This window comes from Acidovorax sp. 56, assembly GCF_002749705.1.
Taxonomy (GTDB): Bacteria; Pseudomonadota; Gammaproteobacteria; order Burkholderiales; family Burkholderiaceae_C; genus Acidovorax.
In genome coordinates this window covers 2,017,930-2,034,462 of sequence record NZ_PEEV01000001.1, presented here as the reverse complement: position 1 = coordinate 2,034,462, position 16,533 = coordinate 2,017,930, and the positions used below count along the sequence as shown (strand labels likewise).

General features: G+C 66.1%; 15 protein-coding genes. 10 read left to right on the top strand and 5 right to left on the bottom strand.

The genetic code is table 11. The annotated features are described in order from the left end of the window. Nucleotides 1-4: 4 nt before the first annotated feature. From CLU88_RS08990 to CLU88_RS08980, 3 genes are read left to right on the top strand one after another with little or no spacing between them, the layout of a single operon-like run. On the top strand, nt 5-910 hold the full coding sequence (locus tag CLU88_RS08990; RefSeq protein WP_233205416.1) for a hemin ABC transporter substrate-binding protein: 906 nt from the start codon (nt 5-7) through the stop codon (nt 908-910). A 21-nt stretch (nt 911-931) separates the two neighbouring features. Next, nucleotides 932-2,053 carry an iron ABC transporter permease gene (locus CLU88_RS08985; RefSeq protein WP_233205415.1) on the top strand — a complete coding sequence of 374 codons (1,122 nt, stop codon included), beginning with the start codon at nt 932-934 and terminating at the stop codon, nt 2,051-2,053. A gap of 17 nt (nt 2,054-2,070) precedes the next feature. Continuing rightward, nucleotides 2,071-2,907, top strand: a complete 837-nt coding sequence (locus CLU88_RS08980; RefSeq protein WP_099656290.1) for a heme ABC transporter ATP-binding protein — start codon at nt 2,071-2,073, stop codon at nt 2,905-2,907. Nucleotides 2,908-3,127: 220 nt separating this feature from the next. On the opposite strand, the gene CLU88_RS08975 is transcribed toward CLU88_RS08980, so the two are convergent. Then, the gene (locus CLU88_RS08975; RefSeq protein ID WP_099656289.1) at nt 3,128-4,060 is read right to left on the bottom strand and encodes a hypothetical protein; all 933 of its coding nucleotides are present in this window, start codon (nt 4,058-4,060) and stop codon (nt 3,128-3,130) included. Between the two features lie 144 nt (nt 4,061-4,204). Beyond that, the gene (locus tag CLU88_RS08970; protein ID WP_099656288.1) at nt 4,205-5,026 is read right to left on the bottom strand and encodes a pyruvate, water dikinase regulatory protein; all 822 of its coding nucleotides are present in this window, start codon (nt 5,024-5,026) and stop codon (nt 4,205-4,207) included. 257 nt (nt 5,027-5,283) lie between these two features. On the opposite strand from CLU88_RS08970, the gene ppsA reads away from it, so the two are divergent. From ppsA to CLU88_RS08950, 4 genes are all read left to right on the top strand, one after another. Continuing rightward, nucleotides 5,284-7,674, top strand: a complete 2,391-nt coding sequence (ppsA, locus tag CLU88_RS08965; protein ID WP_099656287.1) for a phosphoenolpyruvate synthase — start codon at nt 5,284-5,286, stop codon at nt 7,672-7,674. Nucleotides 7,675-7,731: 57 nt separating this feature from the next. Continuing rightward, nucleotides 7,732-8,103: a DUF4212 domain-containing protein gene (locus CLU88_RS08960; protein WP_099656286.1), complete on the top strand. Its 372-nt coding sequence runs from the start codon at nt 7,732-7,734 to the stop codon at nt 8,101-8,103. Nucleotides 8,104-8,125: 22 nt separating this feature from the next. Then, entirely contained in the window at nt 8,126-10,189 is a 2,064-nt protein-coding gene (locus tag CLU88_RS08955) for a VC_2705 family sodium/solute symporter (RefSeq protein ID WP_099658749.1), read from the top strand. 176 nt (nt 10,190-10,365) lie between these two features. Continuing rightward, entirely contained in the window at nt 10,366-10,854 is a 489-nt protein-coding gene (locus CLU88_RS08950) for a hypothetical protein (RefSeq protein ID WP_099656285.1), read from the top strand. Between the two features lie 98 nt (nt 10,855-10,952). Here the strand turns inward: CLU88_RS08950 and CLU88_RS08945 are convergent, their stop codons facing one another. From CLU88_RS08945 to CLU88_RS08935, 3 genes are all read right to left on the bottom strand, one after another. Further along, nucleotides 10,953-11,309, bottom strand: a complete 357-nt coding sequence (locus tag CLU88_RS08945) for an FKBP-type peptidyl-prolyl cis-trans isomerase (RefSeq protein ID WP_099656284.1) — start codon at nt 11,307-11,309, stop codon at nt 10,953-10,955. Nucleotides 11,310-11,421: 112 nt separating this feature from the next. After that, nucleotides 11,422-11,733, bottom strand: a complete 312-nt coding sequence (locus tag CLU88_RS08940) for a helix-turn-helix domain-containing protein (protein WP_099656283.1) — start codon at nt 11,731-11,733, stop codon at nt 11,422-11,424. Nucleotides 11,734-12,004: 271 nt separating this feature from the next. After that, nucleotides 12,005-12,925, bottom strand: a complete 921-nt coding sequence (locus CLU88_RS08935) for a LysR family transcriptional regulator (protein ID WP_099656282.1) — start codon at nt 12,923-12,925, stop codon at nt 12,005-12,007. 119 nt (nt 12,926-13,044) lie between these two features. Between CLU88_RS08935 and CLU88_RS08930 the strand changes: the two genes are divergently transcribed. The 3 genes from CLU88_RS08930 to CLU88_RS08920 all read left to right on the top strand — a co-directional run bounded on the left by CLU88_RS08930 (nt 13,045) and on the right by CLU88_RS08920 (nt 16,457). Next, complete coding sequence (locus CLU88_RS08930; protein ID WP_233205414.1) at nt 13,045-14,016, top strand: hydroxymethylglutaryl-CoA lyase; 972 nt, start codon at nt 13,045-13,047, stop codon at nt 14,014-14,016. Nucleotides 14,017-14,034: 18 nt separating this feature from the next. Beyond that, nucleotides 14,035-15,276: a CaiB/BaiF CoA-transferase family protein gene (locus tag CLU88_RS08925; RefSeq protein ID WP_099656281.1), complete on the top strand. Its 1,242-nt coding sequence runs from the start codon at nt 14,035-14,037 to the stop codon at nt 15,274-15,276. A gap of 107 nt (nt 15,277-15,383) precedes the next feature. Next, nucleotides 15,384-16,457: a tripartite tricarboxylate transporter substrate binding protein gene (locus CLU88_RS08920; RefSeq protein ID WP_233205413.1), complete on the top strand. Its 1,074-nt coding sequence runs from the start codon at nt 15,384-15,386 to the stop codon at nt 16,455-16,457. Nucleotides 16,458-16,533 lie beyond the last annotated feature (76 nt).

Here is a 16,533-nt window from a genome sequence, read left to right as displayed (position 1 = left end):
CGAGATGAAAACCGCCAGCTCTGCAGCCGGTTCATTGCCGCGCAGAGCCGTGCTGGGCGCGATGGGCGCATGGGGTGCGTCGGCATGGGCTTTCCCTATTGCAGCGTCGGCGCAGACCACCCCTGCACGTGCGGCGCAGCGCCTGGTGGTGCTGGGCGGCGCGCTGACCGAAGTGGTGTACTTGCTGGGTGCGCAGGCCCAACTGGTGGGCACCGACACCACCAGCCTGTTCCCCGAAGCCGCCCAGCGCACGCCCAAGGTGGGCTACATGCGGCAGCTCTCGGCCGAAGGGCTGCTGTCGCTGCGGCCTGATTGTTTGCTGGGCACCGAAGAGGCCGGGCCCCGTGTGGTGCTGGACCAGGTGCGCAGCGCCGGGGTGCGCATCGAGCTGGTGCCCGCCAGCCACAACTGGGCCGAAGTGCAGCGCAAGGTGGCCGTGGTGGGCCAGGTGGTGGGGCGCGAGAGCGCCGCCCAAGCCCTGTTGGTGCGCCTGGATGCCGACTGGGCCCGTGTGCAGCAGCAGGTGGCTGCCGCCCCGCGCAGGCCGCGTGCACTGTTCATCCTGTCGCACGGCGGCAGTCCCATGGTGGCGGGCACAGGCACGGCGGCCGATGCGCTCATCCGCTATGCGGGCGGTGTCAATGCCGTCACCGGGTTTGCGGGCTACCGCCCCTGGACGGCCGAAGCCCTGGCCGAGGCCGCGCCCGATGTGCTGCTCAACACCACCCAGGGCATCGAAGCCATGGGCGGTGAAGAGGCCTTCTGGCAGCGGCCCGAGTTGGCCCTGACCCCTGCCTTTGCCCGCAAGGCCCTGGTGGCCATGGAGGCCAACCACCTGCTGGGCTTTGGGCCCCGCCTGCCCGGTGTGGTGCAAGCGCTGCACACGCGCATGCGCAGCCTGCTGGCTTGATCCGCACGGACAGGGACTTTCATGCCATCCACGGCCATTGCCATGGCTGCTTTGAACACCCGCCTGCCCTGGTGGCAGCGCGCCAGCCGTGCCCTGCAGGCCCTGAGCCAGCGGCGTTTGCCCGCACGGTGGGTGCTGGGCCTGACCGGGGCCTTGGCGTTGCTTGCCCTGGGCATTGCCAGCACCCAGGGTGCCTACGCACTCAGCCCCCGAGAGTTGCTGCAGGTGCTGCTAAGCGCGCTGACCGGTGCGGAGCCTGCGGGCTCGGGCCATTTGGTGTTCATGCACATCCGTCTGCCGCGCCTGCTGCTGGGCGCCGCCGCAGGCGCTGGGCTGGCCCTGGCGGGGGCGTTGATGCAAGGTCTGTTCCGCAACCCCCTGGCCGACCCGGGCCTGGTGGGCGTGAGCAGTGGCGCGGCATTGGCGGCGGCCACGGCCATCGTGCTGGGTGGCCTGTGGTGGCCCAGCCTGCCGCGCTCTTTGGGCAGCTGGCCGCTGCTGGGTATGGCGTTTGCCGGTGGGCTGGTGGTCACGCTCGCCATCTACACGCTGGCCCAGTCGGCCAGTGGCACGCGGGTGGGGCTCATGCTGCTGGCGGGTGTGGCGGTGAATGCGCTGGCCATGGCGGGCCTGGGGTACCTGAGTTTTGTCTCGACCGATGAGCAACTGCGCAACCTGCAGATGTGGCTGATGGGCAGCCTGGGTGGCGCGCGCTGGGACACGGCTTCGGCGGTGGCGTTGGCCGTGTGCGTGGCGGCGGCAGGCGCTGGCTGGTTGGCCCGCCCGCTCAATGCCCTGGCGCTGGGCGAGGCGCAGGCGCGCCTCTTGGGTGTGCCGGTGGAGCGCACAAAGCGCCTGGCCATCGGTGTGTCCGCCTTGGCGGTGGGCGCCGTCACCGCCGCCACGGGCGTGATCGGCTTCATCGGCCTGGTGGCACCGCACGGCGTGCGCTTGCTGGCGGGGCCAGACCACCGCGTGGTGTTGCCCGCATCGGCCCTGCTGGGGGCTGCGCTGGTGTTGCTGGCCGACACGGTGGCGCGCACAGCGGTCAAACCGGCTGAGCTGCCGCTGGGCGTGCTCACCGCGGTGCTGGGTGCGCCGCTGTTTCTGGTCATGCTGCGGCAATTCAAGGGGCGGGTGTGAGGCGCTACCCCGACGGGATGACAGAGGGAGAAGGAGAGGCGGCCGCGCGGCCACCGCTGGCCCGCGCTGGGCACGGGTTGCAATGCCTGGATGTGGGCGTGGCCCCGCCGGGGCAGCCCGTGTTGGTGCGGGCCAGCGGCACCTTTGCGCCGGGGCGCGTGACGGCCATCCTGGGCCCCAACGGCGCGGGCAAATCCACCCTGCTGGGCTTGCTGGCGGGGCTGGCCGAGCCCGCACACGGGCAGGTGCTACTGCAAGGCAGGGCGGTGACGGCGCACCCGCCCGAGCACATCGCCCGCTGGCGCGCCGTGATGCCGCAGGACACTGCCGTGGCGTTTGACTTCACGGTGCGCGAGGTGGTGGACATGGGCCGCTACCCGCACCGCCGCCAGCCCAGCGCCAACGAGGCGCAGGTGGTGGACGCCGCCATGCAGGCCACCGGCGTCGCGCATCTGGCTGGGCGCAGCGTCACGACCCTCTCAGGCGGCGAACGCGCCCGCACGCACCTGGCACGGGCCTTGGCGCAAATCTGGGAGCCGTTGCCAGACGCCCCGCACCGCTGGCTGCTGCTGGATGAACCCACTGCCGCCCTGGACCTGGCCCACCAGCACCAAACCTTGCGCCTGCTGCGACACTGGGCCGAGCAGCACGGTGTGGGCGTGGTGGTGGTGCTGCACGACCTGAACCTGGCCCTGCGCTACGCGCACGACGCGGTGCTGCTGGCCGAGGGCTGCGGGCAGTTTGGTGCTGTGGATGCGGTCATCACGCCCGAGACCGTGGGCCGTGTGTGGGGCGTGGTTTGCACCGAGGTGCAGGTCGCCGACGGGGTGCGCCAGCTGCTTTTGTGCGGCTGAATCGACGGTGTGCGGCGGATGAGGTTTTTGAACTATTTGGCTGCTAGCGCAATATAGTCAAGCGCTAGGTGCTATATAAAAAATAGCAAATAGCCTCTTGGCGGGATCGCCCTTTGTTCTCTGTCCCGGTGGGCTGTGGGGCGCTGCGAAAGAGGGCCGGTGGGCCATCGCCAAGACCTGGCACTGTCTCGGCGATTTTTGGCATCGGGGTGCAGCCCTTTCAGCGCGCCGACCGCCCCACTGCGTCCTGCACTGCCGGCAACACATCTTCGTAGTTGAAGCCATTTTGTGTTTTCTGTGCCGGTATAGCGACCTGCTTGTTGAGCCACTCGCGCAAGCTCTGCCCTTCGCCGGGCCGCACCAGCGGGTCATGGCTGTTGCCAGCGTAGCGAAACTCCGTGAGGTTTTCCGGGTGGTCCTTGAACTTTTCCTGAAACCCCACGGCGGGCCGCTGCTTGCTGCCTCCGGCCCAGGGGTCTTCGTCTTCGATGGAAGACCACATGGGCAGCCGCGTGTCCCACTTCCACAGGTGCTCGTACTGCCGGTTCACGCTTTGTTTGTGACAGATGCCACCCACGACCTGAGGATCCGCGCGATCCCAGTGGTAGGTGGTGCGGCAGCCTTCGCTGTGGCCGCTCAGCAAGATGGGCAGGTTCGAGTAGGCCTTGAACCAGCGGATGACCTCCGCAATGTCATCGCCCCGTGCGTCAAGCCGGGCCGGGTTGATCGCTTGATACACGCCTTCGCGCGCACGCTCGCTGGCCCGCTTGAGCATTTCTTCAGACGTTCCTCCAGGGCAACCCAGCTTGTTGCCTTCGCGGGTCACGAACTCTGGCGTGATGACCGCAAAGCCCTCGCGGTAGTAGAACTGCGCCACGGTGGTTTCCCAGCCCCACATGCCGCCGCAGCCATGGTTGTGAATGACCAGCCCGCGCAGATTGGGGTGGCGCGGCAGCAGTGCCGTGAATTTGTCGCGGTACACCGCGCCAAACATCGGTAGATAGAAGACGCTGCGGTCAAGCACCGTTCGGGTCTGGGCTTTGTCGTAGGCAGGCACTTGGCGGCTTTGCTGCGCATGGGCGTGCGGCATGAGAAGTGGCTGGGCAATCAACAAGCCGATAGCGCCCCACAGCGCGTGTTTACAGGTCAGCATGGGTCCGGTTCTCCCCCGTGGTGGTTGTTTTTGCGTTCTTTGATGGATGGCCAGGCCGTCGAGGCCGTGATCCGACACTTCAGGCACCTGCCGTCTTGTGCCAGATCCTCGTGCTGCCATGCAGCCGGATGGAGCGCTGCCGTTTCAATACACCAGCCGCTCAGGCCGCACTTCCTGCAAGATGGTGGTGGCGATCTCTTCGATGGACTTGGTGGTGGTGGACAGCCAGCGGATGCCCGAGCGGCGCATCATGGATTCGGCCTCGGCCACTTCGGCGCGGCAGTTTTCCAGGCTGGCGTATTTGGAGTTGGGGCGGCGCTCGGCGCGGATCTCCGCCAGGCGGTCGGGGCTGATGGTCAGTCCGAAAATCTTGCTGCGAAACGGCACCAGGGCAGGGGGCAACTGGCGGCGCTCGAAGTCTTCGGGGATCAGCGGGTAGTTGGCCGCTTTGAGGCCGCACTGCATGGCCAGGTACAGGCTGGTGGGGGTCTTGCCGCTGCGGCTCACGCCCACCAGGATCACATCGGCACCCGCCAGGTCGCGGTTGCTCTGGCCGTCGTCGTGCGCCAGGCTGAAGTTGATGGCCTCGATGCGGTCGTTGTATTCCTTGCTGCGGCTCACGTCGCTGAAGCGCCCGATGCGGTGGTTGGACTTGATGCCCAGCTCTTCTTCCAGTGGGTTGACGAAGGTGCCAAACATGTCCAGCAGCATGCCCTTGCAGCCGTCCTGGATGACCTTGAGCACTTCCATGTTGACCAGGGTGGTGAAGACCACGGGCTTCTTGCCCTCGACTTCGCCGGTGTGGTTGATTTGCCGCACCGCCTGGTGGGCCTTGTCCACGGTGTCGATGAAGGGCAGGCGCACATGGCGGGGCTTCATCTCAAACTGGGCCAGGATGGCGTTGCCGAAGGTCTCGGCGGTGATGCCGGTGCCGTCAGACACGAAAAATACGGTGCGGGTGTGCATGGAGGCCCTTTTGTAAACATGATGGACGCCAAACAGGGTTGGGGCAGGCGTTGCGTCCCGATTTGTGTCCGTCCTATTGCGTCGTCAGCCCGTTGCCAGAAGCTCGGGCCTACAATTGTCACAATTATCCAAATTCTCACCATGCACACCGTCGGCCTACAACCACAACGACAAAGCTGCAGCCTGTGCATGGCCGCTTGCCTGACGCCCGCCGGGGCCAGGCATGCAGACCCGGTTTCAACTTCTGGAGCTTTCCCATGTCTGCACTTTTCAGCCCGACCGCCCTGGTCGTACCGTTTGAAAACCTGAGAATGACCGATGTCGAGTCGGTAGGCGGTAAAAACGCCTCCCTCGGCGAAATGATCTCGCAGCTGCCCCAGGGCGTGCGGGTGCCCACCGGCTTTGCCACCACGGCCCATGCCTTCCGCCAGTTCCTGGCCCACGACGGCTTGGCCGACAAGATCAGCGCCAAACTGGCGAAACTTGATACCGAAGACGTCCGCGCCCTGGCGCAGGTCGGCGCTGAAATCCGCGCCATGGTCGAGGCCCAGCCGTTCCCGGCCGATCTGCAAAAGGCCATTGCCGACGAATTCGCCAAGCTCAGCGCGGGCAACCCCAGCGCATCTTTCGCTGTGCGCTCATCCGCCACGGCGGAAGACCTGCCCGACGCCTCGTTCGCGGGCCAGCAAGAAACCTTCCTCAACGTGGTGGGGATCGACGACGTGCTGCACAAGATGAAGGAAGTGTTCGCGTCGCTGTACAACGACCGCGCCATCTCCTACCGCGTGCACAAGGGTTTTGAGCACGATGTGGTCGCTCTGTCGGCCGGTGTGCAGCGCATGGTGCGCTCGGACCTGGGCGCCGCAGGCGTGATGTTCACCATCGACACCGAATCCGGCTTTGAAGATGTGGTGTTCATCACCAGCAGCTACGGCCTGGGCGAAACCGTGGTGCAGGGCGCCGTGAACCCTGACGAGTTCTATGTGCACAAGCCCATGCTCAAGGCGGGCAAGAAGGCCGTGATCCGCCGCAACCTGGGTAGCAAGCTGATCCAGATGGTGTTCTCCACACCCGAAGAAAAGGCTGCCACCGGCAAGCTGGTAAAAACCACGGATGTGCCCACCGAGCAGCGCAACCGCTATTCGCTGACCGATGCCGATGTGGAGTTGCTGGCCCAGTACGCGCTGGTGATCGAGCAGCACTATGGCCGCCCCATGGACATTGAGTGGGGCAAGGACGGCACCGACGGCCAGCTCTACATCCTGCAGGCCCGTCCTGAGACCGTGAAAAGCCAGTCCAAGGGCCAGGCCGAGCTGCGCTACAAGCTCAAGGGCCAGGGCGCCGTGCTGGCAGAAGGCCGCGCCATTGGCCAGAAGATCGGCACCGGCCCCGTGCGCCTGGTGCACCACATCTCCGAGATGGACAAGGTCCAGCCCGGCGACGTGCTCGTGACCGACATGACCGACCCCAACTGGGAGCCCGTGATGAAGCGCGCTAGCGCCATCGTCACCAACCGCGGCGGCCGCACCTGCCACGCCGCCATCATTGCGCGCGAGCTGGGCATTCCCGCTGTGGTGGGCTGTGGCGATGCGACCGAACGCCTGAAGGACGGCACCCTGGTCACTGTGAGCTGCGCCGAGGGCGACACTGGCCACATTTACGACGGCCTGCTCGAAACCGAAGTGACCGAAGTGCAGCGCGGCGCCATGCCCCCCATCAAGACCAAGATCATGATGAACGTGGGCAACCCCCAGCTGGCGTTTGACTTTGCCCAGCTGCCCAATGAAGGCGTGGGCCTGGCTCGCCTGGAGTTCATCATCAACAACAACATTGGTGTGCACCCCAAGGCCATCCTGGACTACCCCCAGATCGATGCCGACCTGAAGAAGGCCGTGGAGTCCGTGGCGCGCGGCCACGCCAGCCCCCGTGCCTTCTACGTGGACAAGGTCGCTGAAGGCGTGGCCACCATTGCGGCCGCCTTCTGGCCCAAGCCCGTCATCGTGCGCCTGTCGGACTTCAAGTCCAACGAGTACCGCAAGTTGATTGGCGGCAGCCGCTACGAGCCGGAGGAAGAGAACCCGATGCTGGGCTTCCGCGGTGCGGCGCGCTACATCAGCGCCGACTTTGGCGAAGCCTTTGCCATGGAGTGCGAGGCGCTCAAGCGCGTGCGCAACGACATGGGCCTGACCAACGTGCAGGTGATGGTGCCTTTTGTGCGCACGCTGGGCCAGGCCGAGCGCGTGACCAAGCTGCTGGCCGCCCACGGCCTGGAGCGCGGCAAGGACGACCTCAAGGTCATCATGATGTGCGAGGTGCCCAGCAACGCCATCCTGGCCGAGCGCTTCCTGGAGTTCTTCGACGGTTTCTCCATCGGCTCCAACGACCTGACCCAGCTGACCCTGGGCCTGGACCGCGACTCGGGCCTGGAGTTGCTGGCGCACGACTTTGATGAGCGCGACCCTGCGGTGCAGGCGCTGATCCACCAGGCCATCAAGGCCTGCCTGGCGCAGGGCAAGTACATCGGCATCTGCGGCCAGGGCCCCAGCGATCACCCCGACTTCGCGCAATGGCTGTCCAGCGAAGGCATCTCGTCCATCTCGCTGAACCCTGACAGCGTGGTTGCCACCTGGCAGCAACTGGCGGGCTGATCGCCCTGGCCAGAGGCGGGGCACTTGGGGCATGCACGGCTGAAGAGACGCTGACCGATGCGAGCCCCTGCGCCCCGATCCACTGTTCCCCCGCAGCCCGAACCTGAGCTTGCGGGGCCGTTTCCGCCCGACCTGCACGACGTGCGCCACCTGTGGCTCAAGGCCGGGTTGCTGGGCGTGTGGGTGCTGGTGTCTTTTGTGGCCACCTACTTTGCACGCGATCTGCAGCACATCACCCTGGGTGACTGGCCCCTGGGCTACTGGATTGCCGCTCAGGGCGCCGTGCTGGTGTTCATCGGCATCGTGGTGGTATACGCCTGGGCCATGAGCCGGTTTGAACGCCAGGATGCTTCGGCACGCGCCGCAGCGGCTGCCCACGCACCAGGGGGTCAGCCGCCTGGCCCATCGGCGGAGCGTTACCGTGCCTGAGCGCCGCCCCACGGGGTGGTGGCTGCCTTCCTTTTTACGCCCCCACCGGTTTTTTCTGCTGTATGTGCTGGGGGTGCTGGGCTTTTTGGCCCTCATGACCTGGGCCGAGAGCCAGGGCCTGTCGCGCCACTGGATCGGGCCGATCTTTCTCTTTCTCACCGTGATGGTGTACGCCGGCATCGGTGTGTACGGGCGCACGTCTGACTCGGAGGAGTACTACGTGGCCGGGCGGCGCATACCGCCCATGTACAACGGCATGGCCGCTGCCGCCGACTGGATGAGCGCGGCATCGTTCATCAGCCTGTCCGGGGCGCTGTACCTGCAGGGGTTTTCTGGCACCTCGGGGCAGGCCGGTGGGCTGGCCTATTTGCTGGGCTGGACGGGTGGCTTTTGCCTGGTGGCGATGCTGATTGCGCCGCACCTGCGGGCCATGGGCCTGTACACCGTGCCCGATTTTTTCCATGTGCGCTTTGGCGGGCGCTGGCCACGCATCATTGCGGCGCTGGCGGCGGTGCTGTGCTCTTTCACCTACGTGGTGGCACAGATTTACGGGGTGGGGCTCATCGCCTCGCGCCTGACGGGGGTGCAGTTCGAGATCGGCATCATGCTCGGCCTGGGGGGCGTGTTGCTGTGCTCGTTTCTGGGCGGCATGCGCGCCATCACCTGGACGCAGGTGGCGCAGTACGTGGTGCTGCTGCTGGCATTTTTGATTCCTGTGTCCTGGCTGGCCTACAAGCAACTGGGCAGCCCGTTGGCGCCCGCCGTGTATGGTGCGCAGATTGGCAAGATTGCGGACCTGGAGGCGCAGCTGCTGGATTCGCCGTCTGAGCACCAGGTGGTGCAAGCCTATCTGCGCCGTGCCAAAGAGCTGGAGGCGCGGCTGCAGGATGTGGAAGGCGCCTTGGAGCGCGAGCGCGAATTAGGGCGCGAGCGCATTCACCTGCTGCGTGCCCAGAACGCCGACGTAGGACTCATCGTCTCGGCCAGCCGCGAACTGGCCGCCTTGCCCCGCGATGTGGCAGGTGCTCGCGAACGCTGGACCCGCGAAATGCACGAGAACTACGAGCGCGCCAAACCCTTGGGTGGGCTGCCGCTACACAGCCAGGCCTATGCGGGCGATCCCAATGGGACGCCTGAGGAGCAGCATGAATACGACCTAGCTCGCCGCAACTTTCTGGCGCTGATGTTCTGCCTGATGGTGGGCACGGCGGGGCTGCCGCATCTGCTCACCCGCTACTACACCTCGCCTACGGTGGCGGGGGCGCGGGCGTCGGTGGCGTGGTCGCTGTTTTTCATTGCCCTGCTGTATTTGAGCGCGCCCGCCTTGGCGGTGCTGGTCAAGTTCGAGGTCATGCAAAACCTGGTGGGCAGCAGCTTTGAGGCCCTGCCCAACTGGATGGCCCAGTGGGCGCGGGTGGACAGCTCGCTGCTGTCGATTGAGGACGTCAACGGCGACGGCATCGTGCAGTTTGGCGAAATCCGCCTGGGGGCCGACCTCATCATGCTGGCCACGCCAGAGCTGGGGGGCTTGCCCTATGTGGTGTCGGGCCTGGTGGCGGCGGGGGGGCTGGCGGCGGCGCTGTCCACGGCCGATGGGCTGCTGCTCACCATCAGCAATGCGTTGGTGCGCGACCTGTACTTCAGAGGCACCAAGCGCGATGCATCGCCAGAGCAGCGGGTGATTCTCACCAAGTTCACGCTGCTGTCGGTGGCGCTGTCGGCTGCCTTTGTGGCAGCGCTCAAACCGTCCGAGATCCTGACCATGGTTTCGGCATCGTTTTCGCTGGCAGCGTCGGCCTTTGTGCCGGTGATGGTGCTGGGCATTTTCTGGCGCGGCACCACCCGCAAGGGGGCGGTGGCGGGCATGTTGGCGGGCTTGGGCGTGGCGGTGTATTACCTGCTCTCGCATGTGCCTGCTGTGCGCGGTGCGCTGCCTGGATGGCTGCTGGCCAATGGCCTGTGGTTTGGCATCCAGCCCATCTCGGCCGGGGTGTTTGGTGTGCCGGCGGGGTTTGTTGCGGCAGCGGTGGTCAGCCGCATCACGCGCCCGGCGCCCGTGCCCACCGGGGTGCGGCTCGAAATCTGAGAATCTGTCTCAGCCACCTGCGGTGGCGATTCGGCTTCTGTTCCGGCGCGGCACGGCGTTCGGCAAAGGTGAACCAATTCTTATGGATAAACCCCATACCCAATTGTCACCAAATGTGCCACGCTGTGCCCCAGGTTGCGCCCAGCGGTGCAGCCTGATTTAAACCCAGGAGGCACATGGTTCTCGTCAAAACGCAGGCAGGTCAGGATGCAATGAAGGATCGGCACGGTGGGCTGACGTCCAGGCAACGCTCGGCATTCATCCTGTTTGATGGCAAGCGGACTTTGGGCGAGGTGCTGGCCGCCACGGCCGCCATGGGCATTACGCAGGACGATGTGCAGGCGATGATCGAGCAAGGCCTGCTGGCCCCTGTGGGCGGTGGTGCCCTGCCCGTAGCAGCGGTTGCAGCACCTACCGCCGCGCCATCGGCAACCCCTGCGGAGGGCGGGGCGGGCGAGACTGCCAGGCCGTCACAGCAACGCTACAAAGATGCCTACCCGGTGGCCACGGCCATGACAGCCGCCCTGGGCCTGCGCGGTTTTCGGTTGAACCTGGCGGTGGAGGCGGCTTCGAGCTTTGAAGACCTGGCTGCACTGGCCCCCAAGATCAAGGAAGCGGTGGGAGAGGCCAAGTACGAACCCCTGCGCAAGGCGCTGTTTGGGTGATGGAGGGGCGCCCCAACCCACCGGATTTACCATGAAAAAAGCCAACCGATCCGGTTGGCTTTTTTGTTGGGGGGCGTGAGCCGCGGGGCTGACAGCGCTCAGCGCACCTTCAGCAGTTCCACATCAAACTTCAGGGTGGCGTTCGGGGGGATCACGCCGCCCGCACCGCGTGCACCGTAGCCCAGGGCTGCGGGGATGATCAGCGTGCGTTGGCCGCCGATCTTCATGCCTTGCACGCCTTCGTCCCAGCCCTTGATGACCATGCCAGCGCCCAGCGAGAACTCGAAGGGGTCATTGCGATCGTGGCTGGAGTCGAACTTGGCGCCTTGCTCGCCATCCTTGTACAGCCAGCCGGTGTAGTGCACCGAAACGCTGGCGCCCTTGGTGGCTTCGGCGCCTTCGCCCACAGTGGTGTCTTCGTATTGCAGGCCAGAGGCGGTGGTGGTGAGGGCCATGGAATGTCCTTTTGCTATTGAAAATATAGCTTGTAGCGCTTGTCTATCAAGCTTTAGGGGGTTTTTGCTTGATGTTTGCGCCGCCTGGGGCGCTGCCATCAGCGGGCCGGGTTCAGGCCTGCTTTTTGGCGCGGCCTGCCACCCAGCGTGTGGCAAAGGCTTGCACATCGTTCAGGCGCTTGAGCAGGTCGGCGCCCGAGGCGGTCACGGTGTAGCCGTCGTTGCCGTGGTCCAGCAGGCCGGCTTCGCGCAGCTCTTTGATGCGGGTGTTCAGGGTGTTGGGGGTGATGCCGCCCACGCTGTCTTGCAGCAGGCGGAAGGTTTGGGGGTGCCCGTCCCGCAGGGCCCACAGCACGCGCAGCGCGTAACGGCATTCGAGCCGTTCAAACAGCTGGTGGATGGCGGCGTTTTCTTTGGAGCTCATGGATGCTTCTCCTTGCGCGAGTGTTGGGTCGGTTATTTGGGAGCAGGGTGCTTGCGCACCTGCCAATGCGCTGCGACTATAGCGCGGAACCTATTTTGCTACAAGTTTGGTAGCTCAAAAGGCAATCTGCATATGCGATAGACCCTTGATTTTGGGCCTTGTTTTTATGCCTGCCCAGCGGGGTTTTGTCAGGGGTTTTCGCCCGTGCGGCCACGGCTTTTTGGCACAGGCAACCCAGGCCATGGGTGGGCTGGGCAGTGTGGCACGCAGGCTACGCGGGCAGGGCCTGCGCAGCCGTTCGTTGCACGGCCAAGTGCTGCAGCAGCAGCTGCGCTGCAGGGGGCAGCGCCGTCTCATCGCGAAAGCAAATGGCAAAGCGGCGCTGGGCCCACGGGTCACTCAGCGGCACGATACGCACCGGCGCCGTGCTGGCAAAGGGCGCAGCCACCTCGCGGGGCACCACGCTGATGGCCAGGTTGGCCCGCACCACGCGCAGGGCCGCGTCAAAGTTGGACACCAGCACCCGGTGGGCCAGCGTCTTGCCCTCCACCGCCGCCGCGCGGGCCAGCAGCACCTGCACCGCGCTCAGCGCGGGCATGCTCACAAACTCGTAGCCCAGCACATCGGCAAAGCGCACCGTGGGCAGTTGTGCCACAGGGTGCGATGCGTGGGCCACGATGGCCAGGTGGTCGCTGCGGTAGCTGCGCGTTTGCAGGCCACTCAGGTCGGCTGCGTCCCAGCAGATGCCGATTGACGCGCTGCCCTCGCGAATGCCCTGCACCACGTCCGGGCTCACCCGCTCTTCCATGCTGATCTGGATGTCGCGGTGGGCAGGGTCTTGCAAAAACGCCGCCACATCATCGGCCAACGATTCCGCCATGACCGAGGCAGTGACCAGCATGCGCACATGGCCCCGGGTGCCGGTGGCATACGCGGCCATGTCGCGCTCGATTTGCCCCACACTGGCCAGCATGGTGCGGGCGTGCTCCAGCAGCGTCTCGCCCGCCGGGGTGGGCACCACGCCCCGGCGCTTGCGCAGCAGCAGGGGCGTGCCCACGGTGTCTTCCAGCTGGGCCAGCCGCTTGCTGATGGCCGAGCCCACGATGGATTCCTGCTCGGCCACCCGCGCAATGCTGCGTTGGTCGCACACGGCGGCAAACAGGCGCAGGGTCTGCAAATCAAGGTCGCGCATGGCAAGTCTCCAGGGGGTGTGATGTTCCGCTTGGGAATGTTATGGATTCCGAGATGTATTTTCTGATTCTTTTTGGAATTTTTAGAATCGTCCCCAAACCCACCCCAAAGAGACATCCCGTGAGCACTTCCCCGATCCCGTCAGACCTGCAGCCCCAAGTGGCCCGCGCCATCGTTCGCGAAGTGGGGCTGCGTGACGGCCTGCAAAGCATTGCCCGTGTGCTGCCCACGGCCCAGAAGATCGAGTGGGTGAACGCCGCCTACGCCGCCGGGCAGCGCGAGATCGAGGTGGGCTCTTTCGTCCCCGCCCGCATGTTGCCCCAACTGGCCGACACGGCCGAGGTGCTGGCCCACGCGCAAACGCTGCCGGGCCTGCGTGCCTCGGTGCTGGTGCCCAACCTCAAAGGGGCAGAGCGTGCGCTGGAATGTGGCGCGCACCTGATGGTCGTGCCCCTGTCGGCCAGCCACGCCCACAGCCTGGCCAACCTGCGCAAGACGCCCGACGAGGTGGTGGCCGAGGTGGCCCGCATCCGCGCTGCCCGCGACGCTGCCGGCAGTGCCACGCTGATTGAAGGCGGCGTAGGCACCGCGTTTGGCTGCACGCTGCAGGGCGAGGTGGCCGAGAGCGAAGTGCTGCGCTTGATGCAAGCCCTGCTCGACGCGGGGGCCGACCGCGTGAGCCTGGCCGACACCGTGGGCTTTGCCGACCCGGCCAGCGTGCAACGCCTGTTTGCCAAGGCCCGCGCCCTGGTGGGCGACCGGCTGGCCTGCGCGCATTTTCACGACACGCGCGGCATGGGCCTGGCCAATGCCTACGCCGCCTGGCAAACCGGCATCACCCGCTTTGACGCTTGCCTGGCGGGCATTGGCGGCTGCCCCCACGCGCCCGGCGCCAGCGGCAATGTCACCACCGAAGACCTGGAATACATGCTGCAGCGCATGGGCGTGGCCACCGGCGTGGATGTGCCTGCGCTGCTGGCGCTGCGCCATCGCGTAGCCGGCTGGCTGGCGGGCGAGGTGTTGCACGGTGCGCTGTGGCAAGCAGGCCTTCCCCGCCACACACCGCTCCACCTGGCCGCTGCAGCGGTTTGATTTCTGTATCGTTCGCCCATGACAAGCACCACCTCTACTTCTTCTTCCCCGTCCGAATCGCCCAAATCGTCCGCGGGCCCCTTGCCCCTGGCGGGCCTGCGGGTCGTTGAGTTCACCCACATGGTCATGGGCCCCACCTGCGGCATGGTGCTGGGCGATCTGGGGGCCGAGGTCATCAAGGTCGAGCCCGTGGAAGGCGACCGCACCCGCCACCTGTTGGGGGCTGGTGCGGGCTTCTTTCCCATGTTCAACCGCAACAAGAAAAGCATCGCGCTGGACCTGCGCAACCCCGAAGGGCTGGAGGTGGCCCGCAAACTGGCGGCATCGGCCGACGTGGTGGCGCAAAACTTCAAGCCCGGCGTAATGACCAAGTACGGCCTGGATTACGCAGCGCTGTCGCAGCTCAACCCCCGGCTCATCTACGTGAACCACACCGGCTTTCTGGCTGGGCCGTACGAGCACCGCACTGCGCTCGATGAAGTGGTGCAGATGATGGGCGGCCTGGCCTACATGACCGGCCGCCCCGGCGACCCGCTGCGCGCGGGCAGCAGCGTCAACGACATCATGGGCGGCATGTTTGGCGCGATTGGCGCCATGGCGGCGCTGATGCAGCGCGGCATCACCGGGCGCGGGCAAGAGGTGGACTCGGCCCTGTTCGAAAACAACGTCTTCCTGGTCGGCCAGCACATGATGCAGTACGCCGTGACCGGCAAGCCCGCCGCCCCCATGCCCGACCGCATCTCCTCGTGGGCGCTGTACGACGTGTTCACGGTCAAAGAGGGCGAGCAGATCTTCCTGGCCGCCGTGAGCGATGCGCAGTGGCTCACCTTCTGCGACGCCATGGGCTATGCCGACCTGAAGGCCGACCCGCAGCTCGTTACCAACAACGACCGAGTGCGCGCCCGCCCCACGCTGATGCCCGACCTGCGCCAGCGCCTGGCCGTCCACAGCGCGGCGGAATTGGCCGCCATTTTTGAAAAGCACGGCCTGCCGTTTGCCCCCATTTCGCGGCCCGAGCAGTTGCTGGACGACCCGCACCTCAATGCCACTGGCGGCCTGGCCGACATCACCTTGCCCGACGGCGAGCGCGCCGGGCAAACCGCCCGCACTACGCTGCTCCCGTTGGCCATGGACGGCCAGCGCCTGGGCGTGCGCCTGCAGCCCCCGGTGCTGGGCCAGCACACGGCGGCTTTGATGCAGGAGATGGGCTACACGCCCGAGCAGGTGCAGACGCTGCAGCAGGCGGGCGCCGTGGCCTGAGTGGCCGCGAATTGCCTGAAATTGCCCTGAATTTCCCCGCCTGGGACCAGCACAGCAACAGACTGCGCGGCCCACGGCGGATTGACCACCACAACGGAGACAACACCATGACGAAGCAGCCCCCGAATGTCCCGAAAGCCATGGCCCCAGGCCTGTGCGGCCCCCTTGCACCCTCTACCACCCCGGCATCTTTGGCATCCCCCACCCGTCGTCAGGCGCTGTGGCTGGGGGCCGCCGCCTTGGGCGCTGCCGCCATCACCCGCCCGGGCCTGGTGCGGGCGCAAAGCCTGGGCGACCGGCCATTGCGCATCATCTTGCCGCTGTCTGCAGGCTCGGGGGCCGATGGCGCCATCCGCGCCATCAGCAACAGCCTGGCCAAGGCACTGGGCCAGCCGGTGGTGATTGAAAACCTGCCCGGCGCGGGCGGCATCACCGGCACCGCTCAGATCGTGCGTGCACCCAAAGACGGCTCGGTGATCGGGGTGGTGTCGAACAACCATGTGGTCAACCCCAGCGTGTACAAGAACATCCCGTTCGATTCGCTGGCCGATATCACGCCCATCACCATCCTGGGCGCCACGCCGTTTGTGCTGGTGGCCCACCCGTCGGTGCCTGCCAAAAATGTGCAGGAGCTGATCGCCTACGCCAAGACCAAGCCCGGGGTGCTCAACTACGGCTCGTCGGGCAACGGCACCATCCTGCATCTGGGGGCTGCCATGTTTGTGGACCAGGCCAAGGTCGCCATCCAGCACATTCCCTACAAGGGCATGGGCCCGCTGATGAACGACGTGCTGGGCGGCCAGGTGCAGCTGGCGGTGGTGGCCGTGGCGCCAGCGGCCGCGCACATCAAGTCGGGATCACTGCGCGCCCTGGGCGTGACCACGGCCACGCGCGTGGCCTCGCTGCCCGGCGTGCCCACCATTGCAGAGCAAGGTTTGCCCGCGTACGAGTTGGACGGCTGGATCGCCCCTGTGGCGCCCACCGGTCTGCCCAAGGCGGAGCTGGCCCGCCTGTTCAACGGCTTCAAGGCCGCCATGGACATGCCCGAGGCGCGCGATGCCCTCATCGCCCAGGGCTACGACATCAAGCTCACCCCGCCCGATGCCGCTGCCGCCTTCTTCCGCACGGAGGCGGCGCGCATGGCGCAGGTGGTGAAAGCCGCCAACGTGAAGGTGGATTGAGGCGGGGTTAAGGGTGTTTTTGCCCGCTAGCGCTTGATAGTAAAGCGCTGGAAGCTATGAATATGTGAGCATTTGG

What these genes read in the sequence shown, in the direction of transcription:
- CLU88_RS08990 (WP_233205416.1), top strand. Translation starts at nt 5, where the DNA reads ATGAAAACCGCCAGCTCTGCAGCCGGTTCATTGCCGCGCAGAGCCGTG.
- CLU88_RS08940 (WP_099656283.1), bottom strand. Translation starts at nt 11,733, where the DNA reads ATGAGCTCCAAAGAAAACGCCGCCATCCACCAGCTGTTTGAACGGCTC.
- CLU88_RS08925 (WP_099656281.1), top strand. Translation starts at nt 14,035, where the DNA reads ATGACAAGCACCACCTCTACTTCTTCTTCCCCGTCCGAATCGCCCAAA.
- CLU88_RS08935 (WP_099656282.1), bottom strand. Translation starts at nt 12,925, where the DNA reads ATGCGCGACCTTGATTTGCAGACCCTGCGCCTGTTTGCCGCCGTGTGC.
- ppsA (WP_099656287.1), top strand. Translation starts at nt 5,284, where the DNA reads ATGTCTGCACTTTTCAGCCCGACCGCCCTGGTCGTACCGTTTGAAAAC.
- CLU88_RS08920 (WP_233205413.1), top strand. Translation starts at nt 15,384, where the DNA reads ATGACGAAGCAGCCCCCGAATGTCCCGAAAGCCATGGCCCCAGGCCTG.
- CLU88_RS08985 (WP_233205415.1), top strand. Translation starts at nt 932, where the DNA reads ATGCCATCCACGGCCATTGCCATGGCTGCTTTGAACACCCGCCTGCCC.
- CLU88_RS08970 (WP_099656288.1), bottom strand. Translation starts at nt 5,026, where the DNA reads ATGCACACCCGCACCGTATTTTTCGTGTCTGACGGCACCGGCATCACC.
- CLU88_RS08960 (WP_099656286.1), top strand. Translation starts at nt 7,732, where the DNA reads ATGCGAGCCCCTGCGCCCCGATCCACTGTTCCCCCGCAGCCCGAACCT.
- CLU88_RS08980 (WP_099656290.1), top strand. Translation starts at nt 2,071, where the DNA reads ATGACAGAGGGAGAAGGAGAGGCGGCCGCGCGGCCACCGCTGGCCCGC.
- CLU88_RS08945 (WP_099656284.1), bottom strand. Translation starts at nt 11,309, where the DNA reads ATGGCCCTCACCACCACCGCCTCTGGCCTGCAATACGAAGACACCACT.
- CLU88_RS08950 (WP_099656285.1), top strand. Translation starts at nt 10,366, where the DNA reads ATGGTTCTCGTCAAAACGCAGGCAGGTCAGGATGCAATGAAGGATCGG.
- CLU88_RS08975 (WP_099656289.1), bottom strand. Translation starts at nt 4,060, where the DNA reads ATGCTGACCTGTAAACACGCGCTGTGGGGCGCTATCGGCTTGTTGATT.